This window comes from Lysobacter claricitrinus, assembly GCF_045866565.1.
In the GTDB taxonomy this organism is placed as follows: domain Bacteria; phylum Pseudomonadota; class Gammaproteobacteria; order Xanthomonadales; family Xanthomonadaceae; genus Cognatilysobacter; species Cognatilysobacter claricitrinus.
Genome location: NZ_BAAFZV010000002.1, coordinates 557,577 through 580,996, shown reverse-complemented (window position 1 = coordinate 580,996; position 23,420 = coordinate 557,577). Strand labels below are relative to the sequence as shown.

The 23,420-nt window shown below is 67.7% G+C and carries 19 protein-coding genes, 1 tRNA gene and 1 pseudogene; 9 read left to right on the top strand and 12 right to left on the bottom strand.

From position 1 onward, the window contains the following. The first annotated feature begins 3 nt into the window (after window positions 1–3). The 5 genes from ACKTTN_RS07575 (at window position 4) to ACKTTN_RS07555 (ending at window position 6,545) form a co-directional block, all read left to right on the top strand. Window positions 4–1,065 (top strand): hypothetical protein, encoded by a 1,062-nt coding sequence (locus ACKTTN_RS07575; RefSeq protein ID WP_407909257.1) that lies wholly within the window; start codon window positions 4–6, stop codon window positions 1,063–1,065. A gap of 82 nt (window positions 1,066–1,147) precedes the next feature. Beyond that, window positions 1,148–2,461, top strand: a complete 1,314-nt coding sequence (locus tag ACKTTN_RS07570) for a hypothetical protein (RefSeq protein ID WP_407909256.1) — start codon at window positions 1,148–1,150, stop codon at window positions 2,459–2,461. A 21-nt stretch (window positions 2,462–2,482) separates the two neighbouring features. After that, window positions 2,483–3,769: a hypothetical protein gene (locus tag ACKTTN_RS07565; RefSeq protein ID WP_407909255.1), complete on the top strand. Its 1,287-nt coding sequence runs from the start codon at window positions 2,483–2,485 to the stop codon at window positions 3,767–3,769. A 7-nt stretch (window positions 3,770–3,776) separates the two neighbouring features. Further along, entirely contained in the window at window positions 3,777–4,712 is a 936-nt protein-coding gene (locus tag ACKTTN_RS07560; protein WP_407909254.1) for a hypothetical protein, read from the top strand. 9 nt (window positions 4,713–4,721) lie between these two features. Next, entirely contained in the window at window positions 4,722–6,545 is a 1,824-nt protein-coding gene (locus ACKTTN_RS07555; protein ID WP_407909253.1) for a hypothetical protein, read from the top strand. A gap of 313 nt (window positions 6,546–6,858) precedes the next feature. Here the strand turns inward: ACKTTN_RS07555 and ACKTTN_RS07550 are convergent. From ACKTTN_RS07550 to murJ, 6 genes are all read right to left on the bottom strand, one after another. After that, window positions 6,859–6,934: transfer RNA gene (locus tag ACKTTN_RS07550), tRNA-Thr, on the bottom strand. Between the two features lie 67 nt (window positions 6,935–7,001). Then, window positions 7,002–7,952, bottom strand: a complete 951-nt coding sequence (gene ispH, locus ACKTTN_RS07545) for a 4-hydroxy-3-methylbut-2-enyl diphosphate reductase (RefSeq protein ID WP_407909252.1) — start codon at window positions 7,950–7,952, stop codon at window positions 7,002–7,004. A 9-nt stretch (window positions 7,953–7,961) separates the two neighbouring features. Beyond that, window positions 7,962–8,471, bottom strand: a complete 510-nt coding sequence (gene lspA, locus ACKTTN_RS07540; protein ID WP_407909251.1) for a signal peptidase II — start codon at window positions 8,469–8,471, stop codon at window positions 7,962–7,964. A 51-nt stretch (window positions 8,472–8,522) separates the two neighbouring features. After that, complete coding sequence (ileS, locus tag ACKTTN_RS07535; RefSeq protein ID WP_407910038.1) at window positions 8,523–11,318, bottom strand: isoleucine--tRNA ligase; 2,796 nt, start codon at window positions 11,316–11,318, stop codon at window positions 8,523–8,525. A gap of 75 nt (window positions 11,319–11,393) precedes the next feature. Further along, window positions 11,394–12,344 carry a bifunctional riboflavin kinase/FAD synthetase gene (locus tag ACKTTN_RS07530; protein ID WP_407909250.1) on the bottom strand — a complete coding sequence of 317 codons (951 nt, stop codon included), beginning with the start codon at window positions 12,342–12,344 and terminating at the stop codon, window positions 11,394–11,396. A 37-nt stretch (window positions 12,345–12,381) separates the two neighbouring features. Next, a complete protein-coding gene (murJ, locus tag ACKTTN_RS07525; protein ID WP_407910037.1) occupies window positions 12,382–13,977 on the bottom strand; it encodes a murein biosynthesis integral membrane protein MurJ in 1,596 nt (531 codons plus the stop codon). Between the two features lie 149 nt (window positions 13,978–14,126). On the opposite strand from murJ, the gene rpsT reads away from it, so the two are divergent. Continuing rightward, window positions 14,127–14,399 carry a 30S ribosomal protein S20 gene (gene rpsT / locus ACKTTN_RS07520; protein WP_027082894.1) on the top strand — a complete coding sequence of 91 codons (273 nt, stop codon included), beginning with the start codon at window positions 14,127–14,129 and terminating at the stop codon, window positions 14,397–14,399. Between the two features lie 197 nt (window positions 14,400–14,596). Here rpsT and cgtA read toward each other — a convergent pair whose 3' ends face one another. The 3 genes from cgtA to rplU all read right to left on the bottom strand — a co-directional run bounded on the left by cgtA (window position 14,597) and on the right by rplU (window position 16,415). Further along, the gene (gene cgtA, locus ACKTTN_RS07515; protein ID WP_407909249.1) at window positions 14,597–15,688 is read right to left on the bottom strand and encodes an Obg family GTPase CgtA; all 1,092 of its coding nucleotides are present in this window, start codon (window positions 15,686–15,688) and stop codon (window positions 14,597–14,599) included. Between the two features lie 133 nt (window positions 15,689–15,821). After that, on the bottom strand, window positions 15,822–16,082 hold the full coding sequence (rpmA, locus tag ACKTTN_RS07510) for a 50S ribosomal protein L27 (RefSeq protein WP_407909248.1): 261 nt from the start codon (window positions 16,080–16,082) through the stop codon (window positions 15,822–15,824). Between the two features lie 12 nt (window positions 16,083–16,094). Then, window positions 16,095–16,415 (bottom strand): 50S ribosomal protein L21, encoded by a 321-nt coding sequence (gene rplU / locus ACKTTN_RS07505; protein WP_407909247.1) that lies wholly within the window; start codon window positions 16,413–16,415, stop codon window positions 16,095–16,097. A gap of 299 nt (window positions 16,416–16,714) precedes the next feature. Between rplU and uvrA the strand changes: the two genes are divergently transcribed. Both uvrA and ACKTTN_RS07495 read left to right on the top strand, forming a co-directional pair. Beyond that, window positions 16,715–19,603 carry an excinuclease ABC subunit UvrA gene (gene uvrA / locus ACKTTN_RS07500; protein ID WP_456237283.1) on the top strand — a complete coding sequence of 963 codons (2,889 nt, stop codon included), beginning with the start codon at window positions 16,715–16,717 and terminating at the stop codon, window positions 19,601–19,603. Between the two features lie 440 nt (window positions 19,604–20,043). Continuing rightward, window positions 20,044–20,460 carry an acyl-CoA thioesterase gene (locus ACKTTN_RS07495; protein ID WP_407910036.1) on the top strand — a complete coding sequence of 139 codons (417 nt, stop codon included), beginning with the start codon at window positions 20,044–20,046 and terminating at the stop codon, window positions 20,458–20,460. On the opposite strand, the gene ACKTTN_RS07490 is transcribed toward ACKTTN_RS07495, so the two are convergent. Next, window positions 20,457–20,906 (bottom strand): copper chaperone PCu(A)C, encoded by a 450-nt coding sequence (locus tag ACKTTN_RS07490; RefSeq protein ID WP_407909246.1) that lies wholly within the window; start codon window positions 20,904–20,906, stop codon window positions 20,457–20,459. The two genes, ACKTTN_RS07495 and ACKTTN_RS07490, sit on opposite strands and share 4 nt — an antisense overlap. A gap of 85 nt (window positions 20,907–20,991) precedes the next feature. Between ACKTTN_RS07490 and ACKTTN_RS07485 the strand changes: the two genes are divergently transcribed. Beyond that, window positions 20,992–21,771 carry an enoyl-CoA hydratase/isomerase family protein gene (locus ACKTTN_RS07485; protein WP_407909245.1) on the top strand — a complete coding sequence of 260 codons (780 nt, stop codon included), beginning with the start codon at window positions 20,992–20,994 and terminating at the stop codon, window positions 21,769–21,771. On the opposite strand, the gene ACKTTN_RS07480 is transcribed toward ACKTTN_RS07485, so the two are convergent. Beyond that, the gene (locus tag ACKTTN_RS07480; RefSeq protein ID WP_407909244.1) at window positions 21,772–22,623 is read right to left on the bottom strand and encodes a sulfurtransferase; all 852 of its coding nucleotides are present in this window, start codon (window positions 22,621–22,623) and stop codon (window positions 21,772–21,774) included. It abuts the gene before it with no gap. Next, window positions 22,620–23,415, bottom strand: a pseudogene (locus ACKTTN_RS07475) (CoA pyrophosphatase). Before ACKTTN_RS07475 ends, ACKTTN_RS07480 begins: the two are co-directional and overlap by 4 nt. Window positions 23,416–23,420: the final 5 nt, after the last annotated feature.

The window sequence follows — 23,420 nt, the reverse complement described above, 5'->3', positions numbered from 1 at the left end:
GCAATGAACATCTCCACCTTTGCCGATCAGGCCGGCGCGCGTCCGGTCAAGCACCTGGTCACGCGGTCGCTGCAATCGGCGGCGCGCGCACTCGGCACGCGCGATCCGATGCCCTACCTCGACAACCTCATCGAGCGCACGTTCTACCTGCCCGACGACGACTACTCGTACGCGCAGAACTCGCTTGCGCCCGGTGCGGTGCCGTACGAGCCGTCGTTCTCGGAAACCGAGCCGGGCAAGCTGCGCTTCACCATCGAACCGCTGGGGCCGAATGCGACGCCGATGGCGCGTCGCGACGAGGCCACGCGCGAAATGCGCCGGCTCGTCTCGCCCATCTTCGGCCGCGACGCGTTGAAGTGGTTCGACTCGCGCAGCGAGGAATGGCGCGGCTTCGGCGGGCTGTCGTGGATGAACTACGGCGCGTGGTTCGGCAGCGCGTTCGACGAGGACGGCCTGTACGCGGCCAAGATCTACTACGAGCTGCTGCCCACGCAGATCGATGCGCTGTCGCCCGGCCTGGCCAACCTCACCCGCCAGGTGATGACGGAAATGCCGAACCTGATGCCGATCTTCACCAGCATCGGCTGCAAGCGCGACAGCGGAAGCCAGCGGGTGACGTTCCTGCACCGCGGGCCGATGGCGGTGGCCGCACTCGGTCCGCTGATGAATCGCCTGGGTATCGGGCATCAGTTGCCGAGCCTGATGCGCATCGTCGGTGTGGCATTGGGCGGGCGCTTCGAACTGCCTCCGGGTGGCGTGCTGGTGGGCATACGCGAAACGCCGGACGGCGCGGAACTCAAGCTCGAGGTGCTGCTCGCCGCGATTCCGGACCTGCCGTCGCGTTTCCTCGACCTGCTCAAGCTCGGGCTTTCCGAACGCCCGCGGCAACTCGCCGCGCTCACGCGATGGCTGGATGCGTTCGGCATGGACACGGGCGATGAAGGCCACTTCTCGGTGCTCAGCATCCGCGTCAATCCGGTTTCGCCGGCGCGCATCAGCCTGTACGTGCGGCCGATCGAATTCGAGATGCGCGACACCCTGGAGGAAAGCCGTTCCCTGATGTAGCACCGGCGCTATTCGCAGTTCGCCCCGACGCACGCGCCGCCACGCGACGTTCCATCGCACGCCGTTCCACCCGGAGCCTGCCATGTCCACCGCCCGCGCCTCACTCTTTCCACCAGGCTCGCGCACGTACACGCCGCCGGCGCCCGCGACCGACGCGCGCACGCCGGTACGGCAGGCGGTGCGCAACCTGCTGGAGGCGAGCCCCGCGTTCCGCCAGCTGTCGCCGGATGCGCAGCGCAACCTCGCGCAGGGCATGGTGCGCATCGGCGAAGAGCTGGTCGCGCCACGCGGCGACATCGCGCGGCCGAGTGCGCAGGTCCGTGCGCTGGCGGGCGATGGTTCACAGGCGCCGCCCGCCACGCCGAAGTTCGACGCGCAGGGCGCGCGCGAAGGCGCCGCCGTCGCGGGTGCGCTGCTGCAGCAGGTCAACTTCCCGGACTTCTGCGCCGGGCTCATCAATGGCGTCTTCCACTCGATCGTGCAGACCTCGATCGAGCAGATGGAGGCCTACGCCAAGCTGGTGGCCGACGTCTCGAAAAGCCTCAACGAATTCCGCGACGAGAACACCACGCAGAACCAGGGCCGCGACCACCTGGTGCAGAACTTCCCCGACGTGTTCCAGCTGCAGACCGGCGGCGACGATCCCTTCGGCTTCGGCTCGGGTTCGTTCGCCGACGCACCCGCCACGCCGCAGCCGCGCGTTGTCGTGCGCGAAGGCATCGACGAATCCGCCGCGATCGCGCGCATCAACCAGTCGCTTCCGCTCGACAAGCCCATCGAAACGCTCGACGACGAACTCGCCGAAGCACTGCTGGTGCCCGCGGCGCGCACGCAGATCGCGAGCGGTCGCCAGCAATTGCTCGCGACGATGGTGATGCTCGGCATCAACCGCATCGTCGTGACCGACGGCGAACTCACCGCCAAGGTGATGTACGACTTCCAGGCGCGCGACAACTTCCAGTTCCAGCACACCGCGCAGTCGTTCGACTACGGCGACGCCAGCGTCACCACCGAGCAGGTCGCCAACGGCGCGATCATGCGCAGCGGCCCGACGCAGACCATGGCGCGCATGCCGGATGGTCGCGTCGTCGAGCAGCGTCGCGATGCGAGCTTCTACACCAAGGGCGACTACAAGAGCGTCAGCCAGCCGCTGATCTCGATGCAGTCGGTCACGCAGACGCAGGGCGATTCGCAGCTCACCGCGAAGGCCTCGCTCGCGGGCACGATGAAAGTGAAGTTCAAGAGCGACTACCTGCCACTGGAAAAGCTGGCGAACCCCGAGTCGATCGCCGCGATCCAGATGAATGCGCAGCCGGGCATGGTCAAGACGCTCGCGTCGCGCCCTGCGCCTGGCGCCGCCGCGGCACCCGCGCCCGCACCCGCCCCCACCGCCTGATTCCCGCACCGGAGCCTTCCCATGTACGCCGCCGCGCCACGCGTTTCCAACAGCGAACCCGGTTGGCTGGGCGATGCCACGCTCGACGTGGTGCGCCCGCACGTGCGGCGGTTGCTGCAGTCCTCGCCCGGTTTCCGCGCACTGCCGTCGAACGAACAGCAGGAGATCGCGCGCAACATGGTGCGCGTCGCTTCGTACATGGCCAATCCGGACGACCTCGCGCGGCAGGAGCTCAGCGCAACGGGCGGCGTACTGCGGCGGGAACCCGCGCCCTTGCGCATCGCGCCTGCACGCGCGGCCGATCCGGCGGCACCGTATTCACCGCCGACCGCACGCTCACTCGCGGACGCGGTCGACCAGGCCAAGCAGAAGGCCTCCGACAAGATCGGTACCGCCGCCGGCGCGGATTTCGTCGACGCATCCACCAGCAAGCTCGGCACCAACGCCAAGAAGCTGATGGAAGCCGTCGACTTCCCCAAGTTCGTCGGCGGGCTCATCCAGAACGTGTTCCAGGCCATCGTCGACGCCACGATCCAGCAGATGCGCGCGTACGCCGAGCTGCTGAAGTCGGTCTCGCAGTCGGTCGACGAATTCGCGCAGGACAACATCAGCATGGACAACGCCCGTGACTACGTCGCGGGCAAGTTCCCCGACGCCATGCGCGTGACCAAGAACCCCGACGGCGGCGGCAACATGCTGGCGATGAACGACGTCGACGACATGGACGCGACGATGGCGCGCATCAACGCCGAGCTCGGGCTTGCACAACCGGTCGACGACATTTCCGACGGCGAGCAGGAAGCGCGCTTCGTGCAGGCCGCGCGCCTGCAGATGGCACGCAGCCGCCAGCAACTGCTGTCGTCGATGGTGATCCTCGGCATCAACCGCATCGTGGTCACCGACGGCCAGATCAATGCGAAGGTCGTGTTCGACTTCCGCGCCAGCGACGAGATGATGCGCGACGCACAGGCGGGCCTCACCGATACGCAGTCGAGCTACAACCGCAACAAGAGCGCGGCGGGCGTGCATTTCGGCTGGGGCGCCGCGGGCTCGGTCAACGAGAACGTGCAGCGCCACATGACCACGGTGTCGTCGTCGGTGGACGAGACATCGGAATCCAAGCAGGACATGAAGGCCAAGCTCACCGGCGAAGTGCGGGTGAACTTCAAGAGCGACTACTTCCCGATGGAGAAGCTGGCGTCGCCCGCAATGCTCGCCGCCATCCAGGGCAACTCCACGCCGGTCGACCCGAACATCCCGCCGCCACGCGCGGGCGCCGGCGCCACTCCCGCCACCACGCCGGCCTGAGGCAGGCATGCGCCTCGCCCCGCCCCCGCCCGACGTGCACCTGCCGTGGCGACCGGCGCATGCCGCGTTGCTGCAGGCGCTGTCGTTGGCGACGTCGCAGGTTGCCGGGCACGAACGCGCGGTCGCCCACGCGCTTTCGTTGGACGACGGCGCGATCGATCTTCCCGATGGCGCACCGAGCGCGATGGATGCCGCGCAACTGCGCGCCGCGGGGCCGCTGTATTTCGCTGCGGAACTGGAAACCGCCGGCCTGCTGCGCTGCGCGGAGCTGGTGGCCGGCCTCTTTGCGAGTGGCACCATCACCCAACCGCTCGGGCCTGTCGCGCAATCGATCAACGCATTCTGGCGCGGCCGTCGCGACAGGCTGCAGGCCAACGAGCGCGAGGCGATCTTCAGTCGCGTGGTGGAACAGCCACATTTCGATCGACTGATGGGCGCGCTGTGCCGCGCGATCGTCGCGCAGGCGGACAACGCGGACGACACGGGTATTCGCGTCGACCTGCGCGAGAGCGTCGCTCTCTCGGCCAGCGCGCAATCACTCGCCGAGTTCCTCGCGCAACGTATCGACGCCATGGCGTCCATCGCAGTCCGCGACGTGATCGGCACGATCCACCAGGCGATCGGCTTCCTGCGCGACCGCATGCTGCAGGCCGCGTTCGGCGCGACCTCGCTGTGGATGCTGATCGCAACGGCCTCGAGCAGTGATGGCGTGACGATCGGCAACGCGACGACGGTGCAACAGCATGCGGATCGCGGACGCGCCGGGCAGTCGGTGCTTGCGTGGCTCGCTGCGAACTACCAGGGGTCGAGCATCGCGCTCGACCCGCGCAACGCATCGGACACGGAGTTGATTATGGCCGCGCAACGCTGGCTGGACGCAGCGCCGTCGCAGCCCGCGCAACCCGCACCCGGCGCAACGTCCCCACTACCGATAGCCGCCTGAGGCCGCGCCATGCACGCGGTCTCCCGCACGCCGACGCGCAGCCCGGATCCCTCCCCCACGGGATCCGCCCTCGCCACGTCGGGCAATGCGTCGTCGGGCGCCGCACCGCCGACGTGGATCCGCGGGGCCGTGCGCGAAGTGCTCGAGCAGGCGCCCGGCTATCACGCGCTCGACGACGGCGATCGCAAGTCGCTGGCCCACGCGATGGTGCGTGTATCGACGTTGGCCGCTCGCCTGATCGAAGAAGAGGGCCATGCCCACGCAGACATCGCAACGCCCCCGCGCAATGCACCGCTGGCGCGCGCGCAGTCGCAACCCGAGTTCGGCGCATCGGCCGACCGCATCGCGCAGACCACTCAGAACGTGCTCAACGCGGTGTCGTTCCCGCGTTTCGTCACCGATCTGATCAACGGCGTGTTCCGCGCCATGCTCGATTCCAACCAGGCGCAGATGCAGCAGTACGTCAACCTGCTGAACGCGGTGTCCGCATCGGCGGAAGGATTCGAAGGCGCGCAGTTCGGACTGATGCGCGTACGCCAGTGGGTCGCCGACCAGTTTCCGGAATCGATCGAATACGAAGCACCGGACGTGGAACCCGGTGAAGCCCCCGACCCGGACGAAGTCGCCAACGCGCGCCTGCGGCTGCGCAGCGGTGCGTCGATGCCACCGGCGGAGGTGATCCGCGCAACGCTCGGCCTGGCGCCGGAAGATCCGTTGGAGGCGAGCAACCCGGAACAACTCGTCCCGCTCGCGCGTCGACAGCTCGCACGTCAACGCCAGCAGATGCTCGCGACGATGGTGATGATGGGCATGCAGCGCATCGTCGTCGACAGCGGCAAGATCAACGCGGCGATGCGCTTCCATATCGACACGCGCAGCGCGGCGAACCAGGACCAGGGCAGCCAGACCAGCGTGCAGAACCGCATCAAGGGCGGCGGCAGCTTCGGCTTCGGCCCGTGGGGTGCGAGCGCGGAGATCGAGAACACCATCGGTTACGTATCGACGCAGCGCACGCAGTCGACCGAGGAAATGAACACCGATCTCGACCTCAACTCGTCGGTCGAACTCAATTTCCGTAGCGACTACCTGCCGCTCAACCAGATGGCGAACCAGGCGCAGGCCGATCGCATCCGCAACAGCACGATCAACCCGGCGGCGGCGGTCGTCGAAGACCCCGCTGCCGCGCGCACCGCGCGCCTGGCCGCGCAACGCGCGTCGGAAGATGCACGACGTGCAGCGACGCCGATCGCGATGCCGACGCCTGCTGCGCCTGCTGCATCCACACCGACCGCTGCACCGCGCCCCGCTGCGCCGGCGGCTGGCGGCGTGACTGCCGTTGCGCCCGGGACCGCCGCTGCGCCAGCACCGCCTGCTGCGTCCGGCACGACGACGGCAACGGCGCCGGCGACCGGTGCCGCAGCGGCGCCGGTCACGGGTGTGCCCGGCGCTGCGCCAAGACCTCCCGCAACTGCTGGCACTGGCGCAGCCACCGCGCCGCCACCAGCGACAGGGGCGCCGCCCGCGGCAACGCCCCCGCATCCTGCAACTTCGACCACCGCGCCCGGGACGGCCGCCGCACCACCAGCGGCGACCTCCGGCAACGCGGTCGGCACCCCGGTCGGGGCCACTGTCGGCGGCGCAGCCGGTACCGCGGCGGGCGGCGCGGCGGGCGGGGCACTGGGCGCGGCCATTGGGGGCGTCGGTGCGGTCGTCGGCGCACCGATCGGCGCGGCGGTAGGCGGAGCGGTCGGAACCGCGGCCGGTGGACTGCTCGGCGGCGCGATCGGTGGGGCGATCGACTCCGGACTGACGGGCGCCCAGGGCGTGCCGTGATCAAGCCGCGCGCCGATCTCCATTCGGCGATCGCGATGCGCAAGCGCCAGCCTCTAAACCATCAGCCTTCTTTCGGCGCAACACGGACGCGGTGCTCGCCGCCCGAAAAACCATGCGAAAGCCGATTCGCCAGCGGCGTCGAAGGCACGCCGGAACGCGACCGATACGAAACGTCGACCGAAGCGATCAGCATCGCATCGACGCAACGAGCGAATTCCGGTTCCGATTCCGATGCTGCCTGCGTAGCGCATCGAGTCGCTCAAAAGAACAAGGGCCCGCAGGCCATGACAGCGCTGCGAGCCCTTGATGTTGTTGGTGCCGGAAATAGGAATCGAACCTACGACCTACGCATTACGAATGCGCCGCTCTACCAACTGAGCTATTCCGGCGATTGCCGCGCGGGGCGGCAAGGTGCGAGATTCTAGGCAGCCGTGGCGGGCAGGTCAACGACGGCGGTCACTCGACGAGCTGAAGACGCAGCGCCTTCGGCAGCGCGAACACCATGTTTTCCGGCTCGCCGTCGAGCTCGCGCACGCCGTCGGCGCCCAGTTCGCGCAGGCGGTCGATTACGCCACGGACCAGCACGTCAGGCGCGGATGCGCCTGCGGTCACGCCCACGGCGCGTTTTCCGGCGACCCAGGCAGGGTCGATCTCGCTCGCGCCATCGATCAGGTAGGCCTCGATGCCCTGCCGCTCGGCGAGCTCGCGCAGCCGGTTGGAATTGGAACTGTTCACCGAGCCGACGACGAGCACGAGGTCGCATCGCTCGGCAAGTTCGCGCACCGCGTCCTGGCGGTTCTGCGTCGCGTAGCAGATGTCATCGTTGCGCGGACCCTGGATGGCCGGGAACTTCGCGCGCAGCGCATCGATGACCACGCGCGTGTCGTCGACCGACAGCGTGGTCTGCGTGGTGTAAGCGAGCTTTTCCGGCTGCGCGACTTCGAGTTTCGCGACGTCGTCCTCGTCCTCGACGAGGTAGATGCGGCCGGTCGCGCCTTCGCGCAGCCACTGCCCCATCGTGCCCTCGACTTCCGGGTGCCCCTCGTGGCCGATCAGCACCACGTCGTAGCCCGCGCGGCAATGGCGCGAGACCTCGAGGTGCACCTTCGTTACGAGCGGGCACGTCGCGTCGAACACCTTCAGGCCGCGACGCGACGCTTCGGTGCGCACCGCCTGCGATACGCCATGCGCGCTGAAAATCACGGTCGCGCCGTCGGGCACCTCGTCCAGCTCCTCGACGAAGATCGCTCCGCGCTGGCGCAGGTCGTCGACGACGAAGCGGTTGTGCACGACCTCGTGGCGGACGTAGATCGGCGCGCCGAGCAGCTCGATCGCCCGCTTGACGATCTCGATGGCGCGGTCGACGCCCGCGCAGAAGCCGCGCGGGTTGGCGAGCAGGATTTCCATGCGCGAATGCTACCGCCCGTAGCCGTGCCGCGCCTGACGCCCCGGCAACAGGCCGGCCAGGATGATGCCGGCCACGCCCACGCAGATCGCGGCGTCGGCCACGTTGAACGACGGCCAGTAGTAGCGGCCGGCGTACCACTGGATGAAGTCGACGACGTGGCCGTGCGCCAGCCGGTCGATCACATTCCCGATCGCGCCGCCGATGATCAGCGCGTACGGAGCGGCCGTGCGCCACGCGCCACGCGGCATGCGGGACATCGCGATGGCCAGGCCAACGCTGATGCCGACCGCGAGCAGCAAGAAAACGTACTTCTGCCAGCCGCCCGCATCGCTCAGCAGGCTGAATGCGGCGCCTTCGTTGTAGGTGCGGAACCAGTTCCAGAAACCGGGCACGACCGGCACCGCCGTGTACTCCGGCAGGCTGCGCAGCACCCAGGCCTTCGACCACTGGTCGACGCCGATCACCGCCGCGGAGAGCAGCAGCCAGGCGAGCGCATTCGATTTGTTGCGTGGACGCATTGGAACTCCCGTTCAGCCGCGTTCGCGGCATGCGGCGGCGATGGCCGCCGATCAGAACCAGCGGCGGATTTCAGGTGCGCCATCGACGTTGCCCGCGCAGCGCGTGCAGATCGTCGGATGCGCGAGCACCGCACCGACATCCGCGCGGTACTGCCAGCATCGCGCGCACTTCGGCTTTTCGGTCTTGCGCGCAGTGACTTCACCGCCGCCCTCGCCCACGGTCACGTCGCCGCTGATGAACAGGAAACGCAGCTCATCCTGCATCTCGCGCAGCCACGCGAGCTCGTCCGGCTTCGCCGCGATCGCGATTTCCGCCTCGAGCGCTGCGCCGATCTCACCGGCCGCGCGCATCGGTTCGAGCGTGCGGCTGACCTGCTCGCGCAACACGAGCAGACGATCGAAGCGTGCGGCGTCGATCAGTGCATCGGCGGCCAGCGGCGCGAGGCCGTCGTACCACGTGACGAACAGCACGTTGTCGGCGCGCGCACCGCCAGCCGTCGTCGCCGGCAGGAAGCGCCACATCTCGTCGGCGGTGAACGTCAGGATGGGCGCGATCCAGCGCACGAACGCTTCGGCGATGTGGAACATCGCGGTCTGCACGGACCGACGTCCGGCCGAATCCTCCGGCATCGTGTAGACGCGGTCCTTGGTGACGTCGAGATACAGCGAACCCAGGTCGACGCTGCAGAAATTCGCGAGCGTCTGCACCACTTCCGCGAAGTCGTAACGCGCGTACGCGGCGGCCAGTTTCTGCTGCACGTCATAGGCGCGATGCACGATCCATCGGTCGAGCGCGACCATCGACTCCGGCGCCTGCACGTGCTGCGCAGGATCGAAGCCGTCGAGATTGGCGAGCAGGAAACGCGCCGTGTTGCGCAAACGGCGGTACACATCGCCAGAACGCTTGAGGATCTCGTCGGACACCGCGATCTCGCCGCGATAGTCGGTCGACGCGATCCACAGACGCAGAACATCGGCGCCCATCTGGTCGATGACCTTCTGCGGTTCAACCGTGTTGCCGATCGACTTCGACATCTTCTTGCCCTGCGCATCGACAGTGAAGCCGTGCGTGAGCACCTGTCGATAGGGCGCGACGCCGTCCATCGCAACGCCGGTCAGCAGCGACGACTGGAACCAGCCGCGATGCTGGTCCGAGCCCTCGAGATACAGGTCAGCCGGCTTGCGCAGCCCGTCTTCCGGACGCTGCGCGAGCACGCATTCGTGCGTGACGCCCGAGTCGAACCAGACGTCGAGGATGTCGGTGACCTTCTCGTAATCGGCCGCTTCCGCGCCCAGCAATTCGCTGGCGTCGCAGTCGTACCACGCATCGACACCCGCGGCTTCCACGCGCGTGGCGACCGCGCGCATGAGCTCGGCCGAACGCGGATGCGGCTCTCGCGTGACGCGATGGATCAACAACGCGATCGGCACGCCCCACGTGCGCTGGCGACTGATGCACCAGTCGGGACGGCCTTCGATCATGCCGGCGATGCGCGCCTCGCCCCATTCCGGGAACCAGCCGACGCTCTTGATCGCATCCAGCGCGTGGCTGCGCAGGTTCGCCTGCTCCATCGAGATGAACCACTGCGGCGTCGCACGGAAGATCACCGGCGTCTTGTGGCGCCAGCAATGCGGATAGCTGTGTTCGACGACATGGGCGGCCAGCAGAAGGCCGTTGCCGCGCACGGCGTCGACGATGACGTCGTTCGCCTTCCACACATGCACGCCAGCAAGCTCGCTATCGCCTGCGGGCGGCGTGCCGGGCAGGTAACGGCCGCGCGAGTCGACCGGATTCATCTGCGCGGCGCTGTATTTGTCGATCAGGCCGTACTTCTGGCTGACCGCGAAGTCTTCCTGGCCATGACCGGGCGCGGTGTGCACCGCGCCGGTGCCGTCCTCGGCGGACACATGGTCCCCAAGCAGCAACGGGATGTCGCGCTCGTAGAATGGATGCGCGAGCACCAGGCCTTCCATAGGCGCGCCGACCGACTTGCCCAGGACGCGCGGCTCATCGACGCCGTAGCGCTTGAGCGCCCGGTCGCTGAGCGCGCTCGCAAGCACGAGCAGCCGGGGGCCGTTCGGACCAACCGGACCTTCGACCAGCGAGTACTCGAGTTCGGGACCGATGGAGACGGCAAGGCTCGCGGGAAGCGTCCACGGTGTCGTCGTCCAGATCGGCACCGCCACTTCGACACCCGCCGCGATGTCGACACCGAACACGCGCGCGAGCGCCTGCGGATCACGCGCGAGGTAGGCGACGTCGATCGCTGGCGACTTCTTGTCGGCGTATTCGATCTCCGCTTCCGCCAGCGCGGAACCGCAGTCGAAGCACCAGTGCACGGGCTTCGCGCCACGCACGATGTGCCCGCGCTCGACGATCTTCGCGAGCGAACGGAGCATGTCCGCTTCGTAGCGGAAATCCATCGTGCGATAGGGCTTGTCCCAGTCGCCGAGCACGCCAAGGCGCTTGAAGTCGCGACGCTGCAGGTCGATCTGCTCCGCGGCGTATTCGCGGCACTTCTGGCGGAACTGCGCGGCGTCGAGCTTGTCGCCCACCTTGCCGTGCTTCTTCTCGACCGCGACTTCGATCGGCAGGCCGTGGCAGTCCCAGCCCGGCACGTACGGTGCATCGAAGCCATCAAGCAGGCGCGACTTGACGACGATGTCCTTCAGCACCTTGTTGACGGCGTGCCCGATGTGGATGACGCCGTTCGCGTACGGCGGGCCGTCGTGCAGCACGAAGGACTTGTCGCGACCGCCCACCTGCTCGCGAATTCGCGCGTAGAGATTCTCGGACTCCCAGCGCGCGAGCGTCTGCGGCTCGCGCTTGGGCAGGTCGCCGCGCATGGGGAAGTCCGTCGCTGGCAGGTGCAACGTGGCCTTGTACGGGTTGGCGTCGGGCGTGTCGCGGTCGGTCACGGGTCAGGCGGTCCGTCGGGTGTGCGTGGGAGACAGGATGTCGCGCGCCTGGGCCGCGTCGCGATCCATCTGCGCGACCAGAGCGGGAAGTCCGTCGAACTTGAGCTCGTCGCGCAGCTTGGCGACGAATTCGATGCCGATGCGGCGGGTGTAGAGGTCCGCATCGAAATCAAAGATATGGGTTTCCAGCAGCGGCTCAACTCCGCCGACCGTCGGACGCGTGCCGAGGCTCGATACCGACGCGAGCGGCGTGGGCCCGAGACCGTGCACGCGCGTGGCGAAAATGCCGGACAGCGGCGGCCTGCCCTGTGGCAGGCGCAGGTTCGCGGTCGGATAGCCGAGCGTCCGGCCGAGCTGCTTGCCACGCACGACGCGACTTTCGATCAGATACGGGCGTCCGAGCGCGACCGCGGCATCGCTAAAGCGACCGTCCGCGAGCGCGTCGCGGATGCGGGTGCTTGAGGCGCGCGTACCCGCGGCATCGACCGGCTCGATCGAATGCGCGCCGAAGCCGAAGCGCGAGCCGGCGTCGCACAGCAGCGCGAGGTCGCCTGTGCGGCCACGGCCGAAGCGGAAATCGGGTCCGACCCAGACTTCGCGTGCCCGCAGTGCGTCCACAAGCACCGTGCGGACGAAATCGACGGCCGACATCGCGCTCAGGCGTGCGTCGAAACGCAACAACACCACGTCGTCGATGCCCATCGCGTACAGCGCGTCGATGCGCGAGCGCGTGGACATGAGACGCGCAGGCGCGACATCGCGTGCGAAGAACTCGCGTGGCAGCGGATCGAACGTCACGGCTACCGCCGATACGCCGAGTTCGCGCGCACGCGAGACGGCGCGGCGCACCAGCGCCTGATGCCCCAGGTGCAGGCCGTCGAATGCGCCGATGCAGACCACGCTTCCCTGCGGGACGAGAATCCCGCGGTCGACGTCTCGAAACAGCCTGCTCATCATTTGAAGTATAGCCAGCCGGCCGCTACCGGCCGGCTCAGTGCTCGCGCAGATCGCGCGGACGGAACCCCATGGCGAGCAACGAGACGCCGTAGACGACGGCTCCGCCCGCGACCAGCGCCGCGAGACCCGCAATGCGGTGATTTCTCGACGCCAGCGTGAAGTCGGGCAGCACATGCAGCCCCGCGATCACCGCGATCGCCATCGCCGCGCAGGCAACGGCTAGGCGCGTCAGATAGACGCCCCACCCCGGCTGGCGCTCGTAGACGCCGGCCTTGCGCAGCCAATGCCACAGCAGACCGAGGTTGAGGTAGCTGGCGGCCGCGCTCGCCAATCCGAGCGCCAGATGCAGGCCCGGAGTCGTCGCCAGTGCGACCCATAGCCCCTTGGCGCGCGTCTCCGGCGGCACCCAGAGGACGTAAAGCAGCCCGATGATCGCGGCGCTGAAGGCCATGTTGGCCACCAGCGACGCCACGCCGGCGCGCACCGGGGTCTTGGTGTCCTGACGCGCATAGAAGGCTGGCAGCACGATCTTCAGCAGTGCGAAGGCCGGCAGGCCGAAGCTCAGGCCGAACACCGACATCGCGGTCATGTGGGTGTCGAACGCCTTGAACTCGCGGTATTGGAAGGCGGTTGCCACGAGCGCGTTCGACAGCAGCATCAACCCGACGCCGGCCGGCAGGACGATCAACAACGTGGTGCGCAGGCCCCAGTCGAAGGCGCGAGAAAATCCTTCACGGTCGGCTTGCACGTGGTGCCGCGACAACGACGGCAGGATGACGGTGCCGAGCGCGACACCGAACAACCCGAGGGGCAGCTCGAGGAAGCGGTCGGCCAGCGATAGCCACGTCTGCGAACCGACGAACAGCAGGCTCGCGACGGCGGTGTCGAACAGCAGGTTGATCTGCGCGACGGACGCTCCGAACAGCGTCGGAACCATCAGCCCGACGACCTTGCGCACGCCGGGGTGCGCCCAGCCCCATCTCGGCATGGTCAGAAGATCGAGCCTGGCCAGCGACGGCAGCTGGAACAGCAACTGGAGAACGCCGGCCGCCAGCACCGCCCAGCCCAGCGCCATGATCGGCACCTCGAGCTTCGGCGCCAGCCACAGCGCGCCGGCGATCATGCAGAGGTTGAGGATGACCGGCGTCAGCGCGGGGATCGCGAACTTGTGGAAGCTGTTCAGCGCGCCGCCCGCAAGGGCCGTCAGCGATACGAACAGGATGAACGGGAACGTCAGGCGCAGCAGATCGATCGTGAGCGCGTATTTGCCGGTGTCGTGGGACGAGACACCGAGGTTGAACAGCATCGCCACCTGCGGGGTGAAGATGAGCCCCAGCGCAGTAATCAGCATCAGCACGCCGGCCAGCGTTCCGGAGACGCGGGACGTCAGCTCTTTCAGCTCGGCATGCGGCCGGGTTTCCTTGACCTCGGTGAACACCGGGACGAAGGCGGTCGAGAACGAGCCTTCCGCGAACAGCCGCCGCATGAAGTTGGGCACGCGGAAGGCGATCATGAATGCGTCGGTCGCGGCGGAAGCGCCGAAGACAGTGGTGATCGCGATGTCCCGGACCAGGCCCAGGACGCGGCTGACCATCGTCATGCTGCTGAACGAGAGCAGCCCGCGCAGCATCTTCGGCTTGCTCATGCCGCCTGTCTCCACGCCACGTTGACGCAACCCATTGAAACCGCCATACTTTCCGGTCTGTCTGTACCCACCTTTCCCTCCCTAACGTGCTGTCTCCCGGACAGCCGCTCCATCAAGACTTCCAGGAAACCGCCGTGGCCAACATCAAGTCCGCCAAGAAGCGCGCCAAGCAGACGGTCGTGCGCAACATGCGCAACGCCAGCCAGCGCTCGATGCTCCGCACCTCCGTCAAGAAGGTCCTCAAGGCCCTTCACGCCAACGACGCCGCGGGTGCCGAAGCCGCTTTCGCGTCGGCCCAGCCGCTGCTCGACCGTTTCAGCTCGCGCGGCCTGATCCACAAGAACAAGGCTGCTCGCCACAAGAGCCGCCTCAACGCCCGCATCAAGGCGCTCAAGGCTGCTGCCTGAGTCCTTTGCGAGGTGACGAAAAAACCCGGCTCCGGCCGGGTTTTTTTGTGCCCGAGACTTGCGGTCGACGCCGGGCGCGCAGATAGCAGGCGCAACACCATCTCCGCGCGCGCGCGACGTGTCAGCAGCGAGGAGCCACCGCGTCGACGACGCTCGTCCGCGTGCATCCGTAACCGACATGACGGCGCGTCGTTGCATCAAGCCGACGGCGCGTCCGCGTCATCGGCGCGGCGATGCTCATCGTCGCGCAGCGCCTCCGCGGCGTCCTCGCGCTGGCGATCGAAGAACGCCATGACGTCCTTCATGATCGGCCACGTGCCTTCTCGGCCGATCGCCGATGCCACGTAGGAACGATCCGTCCAGCCGAGTTCCGCGATGATGTCGCGCACGAGTTCGTCGCGCTCTTCGTCGAGAAGCAGGTCGGCCTTGTTGAGCACGAGCCACCGCGGCTTCGCGAGCAGTTCGGGGTCGTGCTTGCCGAGCTCCCGCTCGATCGCGCGCACCTGCTCGGCCGGCATGACACCTTCGACACCGCCCTCCATCGGCGCGATGTCGACGAGGTGCAGCAGCAAACGCGTGCGCTGCAGGTGGCGCAGGAACTGCGCGCCCAGGCCCGCGCCATCGGCGGCGCCTTCGATCAGGCCGGGAATGTCGGCGATGACGAAGCTGCGGTGTGGCTCGACGCTGACCACGCCGAGATTGGGATAGAGCGTGGTGAACGGATAGTCCGCCACCTTCGGCGTCGCCGCCGACACCGCGCGGATGAACGTGCTCTTGCCCGCGTTCGGAAAACCGAGCAGACCGACGTCGGCGAGCAGCTTGAGCTCGAGCTTCAGCACGCGCTGCTCGCCCGGCAGGCCGGGCAGCGCCTTGCGCGGGGCGCGGGTGATCGAACTCTTGAAATGCATGTTGCCGAGTCCGCCCTTGCCGCCCTGCGCGACCAGCAGTCGCTGGCCGTGGCGCGTCAGGTCGCCGATGACTTCGTCCGTCTCGACGTTGGTGATGACCGTGCCGACCGGCACCGTCACGACCAGGTCGTCGCCGGCCTTGCCGTACATCTGCCGGCCCATGCCGTTCTCGCCACGCTGCGCCTTGAACATGCGCTGGTGGCGGAAATCGACGAGCGTGTTGAGGTTTTCGTCGGCAACCAGCCAGACGGTGCCGCCGTTGCCGCCGTCACCGCCGTCGGGGCCACCGAGCGGGATGAATTTCTCGCGGCGGAAACCGACGCAGCCGTTACCGCCGTTGCCTGCGATGACCTGGATTTCGGCTTCGTCGACGAGCTTCATGGAAACACCTGCAAGAGCCGGCGCGCAGCCGGCCGGGCATTGTGAATGAAAGACGGCGGACGGCGCGCGATGCGCCGCCCCCGCAAACGAAAAGCCCCGCCGAAGCGGGGCTCGTCGCTGCATCGGACCCCGCTTACGCGGCGTCGACGACGCTGACGGTGCGGCGCTGCGCCGGACCCTTCACCGAGAACTCGACCTTGCCGTCGACCAGCGCGAACAGCGTGTGGTCGCGGCCGAGGCCGACGCCCGGACCCGGATGGAACTGGGTGCCGCGCTGACGCACGATGATGTTGCCAGCTTCGATCGCCTGGCCGCCGAACACCTTCACGCCGAGATACTTCGGGTTGGAGTCGCGACCGTTGCGGCTGGAACCTACGCCCTTTTTATGTGCCATGGCGGCTTCTCCTTACTTCTTGCTGCCACCGGCAATGCCGGTGATCTGGATTTCGGTGTAGTGCTGACGGTGGCCCATCTGCTTGCGGTGGTGCTTGCGGCGACGGAACTTCACGATCTTGATCTTGTCGGCGCGGCCGTGGCCGACGACCTTCGCACGGACCGTCGCGCCCTTCAGCGCATCGCCCAGCGTGACGCCGTCGCTACCACCCAGCATGAGAACGTTGTCGAAGGTGATTTCGCTGCCGGCGTCGGCGTCGAGCAGCTCGACGCGGAGCGTCTCGCCTTCCATCACCCGGTACTGCTTACCGCCAGTGACCAGTACTGCGTACATGACCAGACTTCCTCTGTAGTTATTGTGGTCCTGCCGCTGAACCCCAAGCGGACAGAAGCGGAATTCTAGGCGACTCAACGGGTTACCGCAACCAACCCCACCCGCGCGGAACCCGAGACGCCGGTCTCACTAGGCGAGACGGGGTACAGGCAATCTCGCCTGTTCAGGCAGTCCGTCCCGACCGCGCCCGCTCACGCGCGGGTCAAGCGCCGCGGACCAAATTGTCCGGGGGCTCCGGTCCCGATACGCTCTCCTGTTCGCCGTTCGACGGCGCTCCCCCAGCCCGAGATTTTCCCAAGATGGCGATGGAATTCATCCGCGTGCGTGGCGCGCGGACGCACAACCTGAAGAACGTCGACCTCGACCTGCCCCGCGACAAGCTGATCGTCATTACCGGCCTTTCCGGCTCGGGCAAGTCGTCCCTCGCGTTCGACACGATCTACGCCGAGGGCCAGCGCCGCTACGTCGAATCGCTGTCCGCCTACGCACGGCAGTTCCTGTCGGTGATGGAGAAGCCGGACGTCGACCACATCGAGGGCCTGTCGCCCGCGATCTCGATCGAGCAGAAGTCGACCTCGCACAACCCGCGTTCGACGGTCGGCACGATCACCGAGATCTACGACTACCTGCGCCTGCTCTTCGCGCGCGTCGGCATTCCGCGTTGCCCGGACCACGGATTCCCGCTGGAAGCGCAGACCATCAGCCAGATGGTCGACCAGGCCCTGGCGCTCGATCCCGAGCAGCGCTACATGCTTCTTGCGCCGGTCGTGCGCGAGCGCAAGGGCGAGCACGCGCAGATCTTCGACCAGCTGCGCGCGCAGGGCTTCGTGCGCGTGCGCGTCAACGGCGCGCTGTACGAGATCGACGAGGTGCCGAAGCTGTCGTTGCGCAGCAAGCACACGATCGAAGCCGTCATCGACCGCTTCCGTCCGCGCGATGACCTGAAGCAGCGCCTCGCCGAATCGTTCGAGACCGCGATCAAGCTCGGCGACGGCATGGCGATCGTGCAATCGCTCGACGACGAAAAGCTCGCGCCGCTGCTGTTCTCGTCGAAATTCAGCTGTCCGGTCTGCGATTACTCGCTGCCCGAACTCGAGCCGCGCCTGTTCTCGTTCAACTCGCCGGTCGGCGCCTGCCCGACCTGCGACGGCCTCGGCGTCAGCCAGTTCTTCGATCCGTCGCGCGTGGTCGTTCACCCGGATCTGTCGCTCTCGGCCGGCGCCGTGCGCGGCTGGGATCGTCGCAATACGTACTACTTCCAGCTGGTCCAGTCGCTCGCCAAACACTACAGCTTCAACGTCGACACGCCGTGGAACCAGCTCGCCGAGAAGGCGAAGAACGCAGTGCTGTTCGGTAGCGGCACCGAGGCCGTGACGTTTACCTACGTCAACGACTCGGGCGGCCGCTACCAGCGTCGTCACCGTTTCGAAGGCGTGATCCCTAACCTGGAACGCCGCTATCGTGAAACCGAATCGCAGGCGGTGCGCGAGGAACTGGCGAAGTACATCAGCGATCGCCCGTGTTCCGAATGCGGTGGCGCGCGTCTCAATCGCGCGGCCCGCAACGTATTCGTGGGTGAGCACAACGTCGCGCACATCGTGGTGCTGCCGATCGACGAGGCGCTGCAGTTCTTCCACGGCCTGTCGCTGCCCGGTTGGCGCGGCGAGATCGCGACCAAGATCGTCAAGGAAATTGCCGAGCGCCTGACCTTCCTCGTCGACGTCGGCCTCGACTACCTCACGCTCGAACGCAAGGCCGACACGCTTTCGGGCGGCGAAGCACAGCGCATCCGGCTCGCATCGCAGATCGGTGCCGGTCTGGTCGGCGTGATGTACGTGCTCGACGAGCCGTCGATCGGCCTCCACCAGCGGGACAACGAACGACTGCTCGGCACGCTCACGCGCCTGAGGGAGCTCGGCAATACGGTGATCGTCGTCGAGCATGACGAGGACGCGATCCGCCTGGCGGATTACGTCGTCGACATCGGACCGGGCGCGGGCGTGCACGGCGGCGAGATCGTTGCGCAGGGCACGCCGCAGGACGTGATGTCGAACCCGGCATCGGTGACCGGCCAGTTCCTCAGCGGCGCGCGCAGGATCGAGATGCCGGCGAAGCGCCACAAGCCCGACAAGTCGATGATGTTCCGGCTCAGCGGCGCGAAGGGGAACAACCTGCGCGACGTCGACCTGGAGATTCCCGCGGGCCTGTTGACGTGCGTGACCGGCGTGTCGGGTTCGGGCAAGTCGACGCTGATCAACGACACGCTGTACGCGATCGCCGCCAACGAACTCAACGGCGCCTCGATGTCGCCGTCGGCCTACGACGCGTACGAGAACATCGAGCTGTGGGACAAGGTGGTCGACATCGACCAGTCGCCGATCGGTCGTACGCCCCGCAGCAATCCCGCGACGTACACCGGCCTGTTCACGCCCTTGCGCGAGCTGTTCGCGCAGGTGCCGGAATCGCGTTCGCGCGGCTACGCGCCGGGCCGGTTCAGCTTCAACGTCAAGGGCGGCCGCTGCGAAGCCTGCCAGGGCGACGGCCTGATCAAGGTCGAGATGCACTTCCTGCCGGACGTGTACGTGCCCTGCGACGTCTGCGGCGGCAAGCGCTACAACCGGGAAACGCTGGAGATCCGCTACAAGGGCTACAACATCAACGACGTGCTCGAGATGACCGTCGAGGATGCGTTGCCGTTGTTCGAGGCGATCCCGTCGATCTCGCGCAAGCTCGAAACGTTGATGGACGTCGGGCTGAGCTACATCAAGCTCGGCCAGTCGGCGACGACGCTGTCGGGTGGCGAGGCGCAGCGCGTGAAGCTGTCGCGCGAACTGTCGCGGCGCGACACCGGCCGCACGCTGTACATCCTCGACGAGCCCACCACGGGCCTGCATTTCGCCGACATCGAGCAGTTGCTCGGCGTGCTGCATCGCCTGCGCGACGAGGGCAACACGGTGGTCGTGATCGAACACAACCTCGATGTCATCAAGACGGCGGACTGGGTGATCGACCTCGGCCCCGAAGGTGGGCATCGCGGTGGCACGATCCTGGGCTGCGGAACACCGGAGCAGATCGCGAAGATGCCGCAGTCGCATACCGGCCGCTTCCTTGCGCCGCTGCTTCGACGCGATCAAGCTGTCGCGCCCGCGCCGCCTGCCGGCCGCAAGCGCAAGACCGCATCGCGATGAATGACCAGCCTCCCCGGCCTTCGTCCGACAAGAAACCCCGCCGATCGCCGCGCAAGCGCGCGCCTGCAAAGCGCGCGCCGAAGGCGAACGTCGCGAACAAGGTGGACGAGTCCGCCGCGGTCGAAACGTCGGCTGCAACGCCTGCCAGCGGGGTGAACGACATCGGCAAGAGCGATGCGCCCATGGCGGCCGCGACCAACGCGGCGGCTGGCGGTCAATCCAGGAAGCGGGGAAGTGATTCGCGCAAGCGTCCCGGGCCTGCATCGTCGGGCGGAGATGCGCCGACGGTGAACGAGTCGAACGCCCGCCCGCACCCGGAAGAACTGCGCGACGGCGTATTGCGCGATGACGTTCCGCCCACTGCGGACGCAACGACGCCCCCGCCCGCAGACTCGCCGCCGCCAGCCAATGCGGTCGCCACGCCCGCCCCCGCAGCGTCGATGAAACAGGACACGCTTCGCCCCGGCGAGCTCATCCGCGTACCGCTGTCGGTGCGCTGGCGCGATCTCGACGCGTTCAACCACGTCAACAACTCGAAGTACTTGAGCTACCTCGAGGAAGCGCGCCTGCGCTGGATGCTGAGCGTGCCGGGCATGGGGCTGGACGAACACGTCGCGCCGGTGGTCGCTGCGTCGAATCTCAACTATCGCCGCCCGATCGAATGGCCGGGCGACGTCGTGATCGAGCTGTTCGTCGAACGACTGGGCGGCAGCAGCCTCACCATCGGCCATCGCATCGTCGACACGAAGGAGCCGCGCGCGCTCTATTGCGACGGCAATGTCGTGATGGTGTGGATCGATCGCACCACGGGACGTTCCGCCCCGCTCCCCGTGGGCGTACGCGACGCCTGCAGTTAGGGCGTCGCGCTGCGAACGTCGAAGTCGACGGGCAGCGTGCGGCCATCGGCGAGTTTCAATTCGACTCGCACCTTGCCGCCCGCGTGCACGTCGCTCTTCGGCGACATCATCATCAGATGGCGGCCGCCCGCCGCGAATGCGACGTTCGTGCCGGGCACGACGTCGACGCGCGGCAGCGGACGCATCCTGCTGATGCCGCCCTCGACGCGCGTTTCATGCATCGACACGTCGTCGAACCCGGGCGACGACGCGCCGACCAGCGTCACCGTGGCCTTGCAACGGTTGTCGATGACGAAGAAGCCGGCACCCATGGGCATCATCGGCGTCATGCGGATCCATGCATCGCGCACGACCGGTCTGCACGCTGCGGGCTTCACGGCGGCTACGGACGTGGTGAACGGGAGGGCGAGCAGCGCGACGAGCGCGAACGGTACGGATCGGGTCATGCGCGCATTGTAGGAAGCGACGGCCGCGACGTGGCGGCCACTGCGCCCGCCGGTTAACCTGCGGCACGGTCTTCGGAGGCGAACCATGGCACTGGTGCAGACGCAGGAACACGGCGACATCCTCGAAATAAGGCTCGCGCGTCCCCCAGTGAACGCGCTCGATCCCGAGCTCTGCGGTGCGCTGCGCGATGCGGTGACGCACGCGGGCCAGAGCGGCGCGCGCGGCATCGCGCTGACCGGCGGTCCCTCGGTGTTCTCGGCCGGCCTCGACGTCCCCTACCTGATGTCGCTGGGCGACGACCGCGCCGGCCTGATGCACGCGTGGGAAGCATTCTTCGGCGCGGCGCGCGCACTCGTGGGCAGCACAATTCCTGTCGCCGTCGGGCTCGCCGGCCATGCGCCCGCCGGCGGTTGCGTGCTTGCGCTCTGCTGCGACTACCGCGTCATGGCGCGTTCGCCGGATCCCGCCAAACCGTTCCGAATCGGCCTCAACGAGACCCAGGTCGGGCTGGTGGCGCCCGAAGGCATACAGCGCTTGCTGCGTCGCGTCGTCGGTGCCCATCGCGCCGAACGCCTGCTTGTGGGCGGATTGATGCCGACCACCGACGAAGCGCACGCGATCGGACTGGTCGACGAGATCGCGTCGGTCGACGACACCGCGCAACGCGCGATCGACTGGGCGCACGCGCTCGCCGCGTTGCCGCGCCAGCCCGTGCTCGACACCCGCGCCATCGCGCGCGCGGACGCGATCGACGCGCTGCATCCGCGCAACATCGAACTCGATCGCTTCGTTGCCGCGTGGTATTCGCCGGATACGCAGGCCGCTCTGCGCGCGGTGCTCGAACGCCTGGGCAAGTCGCGCTGATCAGCCGGTCGCGATCGGCCGCGCGTCGTCTTCGATCCAACCGCTCCACGACCCTTTGTACAGGCGCGCGCCGTGCAAGCCGGCGTGCTCCATCGCGAGCAGGTGGTGACATGCGGTCACGCCCGAACCGCAACTGGCGATCAGCGTCTGCGGGGTGCGGCCGTCAAGCAGCGCATCGAACGCCGCGCGCAGCTCGTGTGCCGGACGGAAGCGACCGTCGGCGAGATTCATCGCGAACGGGCGATTGATTGCGCCCGGAATGTGCCCGGCCTTGCGGTCGAGCGGCTCGACGTCGCCGCGATAACGTTCAGCGGCGCGCGCATCGATGACAGGATCGCCCGCTAAGAGCGCGGCTTCCACATCGGCAGTGTCGAGCAGCCGCGAGTGGTCGAACGCGCCCGCGTACGCGCCGACGTCAGACGCTTCGACATCACCCGTTTCGATCGCGCCGTCCGCCGCACGCCACGCGGACCAGCCGCCATCGAGCACCGCCACGGCGTCGTGGCCCCACGCCTTCAACATGAACCACAGTCGCGCGGCAGCCAGCGCGCCCTGCGCATCGTCGTAGATCACGACCTGGTGCGCGGGCGTGATGCCGAGCCGTCCGAGCGTCGCGGCGAACGCATCGTCCGACGGCCAAGGATGTCGACCTGCGCCCGGGTAATGCGGCCCGGAGAGCTCGGTTTCGAGATCGGCCCAACGCGCCGACGGCACGTGGCCCTCGGCGAAACGTCGCGCGCCCGCGCTGCGGTCGGCGAGGTCGACGCGGGTGTCGACGATCGCCAGCGGGCGGTCGAGCGCGTTGCGTTCGCGGATCAGCGCGTCCACGTCGACGAGCGTGGTCCAGGTCATCGATGCGCCTCCAGCCGGTCGTGCAGGTTGAGCAGCATCGAGGCGGTCGCGCCCCAGATGCGCTGGTCGGGATAACGGTACTCCCAGACGACGCGGCTGCGGCCCTGCACGTCGAAACGGCGTTCGACGCGGTTCGTCGGGTCCATCAGATACGCAAGCGGGACTTCGAACACGTCCGCGACTTCCGCCGGGTCGGGACGCGCGACGTACGCGGCGTCGATCATCGCCACGACAGGCACGACACGGAAACCGGTGATCGTCGCAAGCGGGTCGAGGAAGCCAAGCGGCGCGATGTGCGACGGCGGGATGCCGACTTCTTCATGTGTCTCGCGCAATGCGGCGGCGATCGCGTCGGCGTCGCCGGGATCGAGCGCGCCGCCGGGGAAACTCACCTGCCCGGCGTGCTGGCGAAGCGTGTCGTTGCGCCGCGTCAGCAGCACCTGCGGGTCGTCATCGCGCTGCACCAGCCCGACGAGCACCGCGGCGTCGCGGCTCGGGCCCGTATCGATCAATCCGTCGAGGTCGACCAGGTTCCAGCACGCGCCACGCGGCGGCGCATCGAGCGGATGTAACGCACGACGCAGGCGCGCGACGACCGGATCAACCATTCGCGCGATCGGCCTCGCGGGCAGGCAGCACGGTAGCCATCACGCGCAGGCGTTCGTCATCGCCCATCGTGCCCCAGCGTGCGATCTCGTCGAGCGTGCGGAAGCAGCCCGCGCAAAGGCCGTCGCCGTCCATTTCGCAGACGCCGACGCAGGGACTCAGGACTGCGCGGAACGGTGAATTCATGGGGC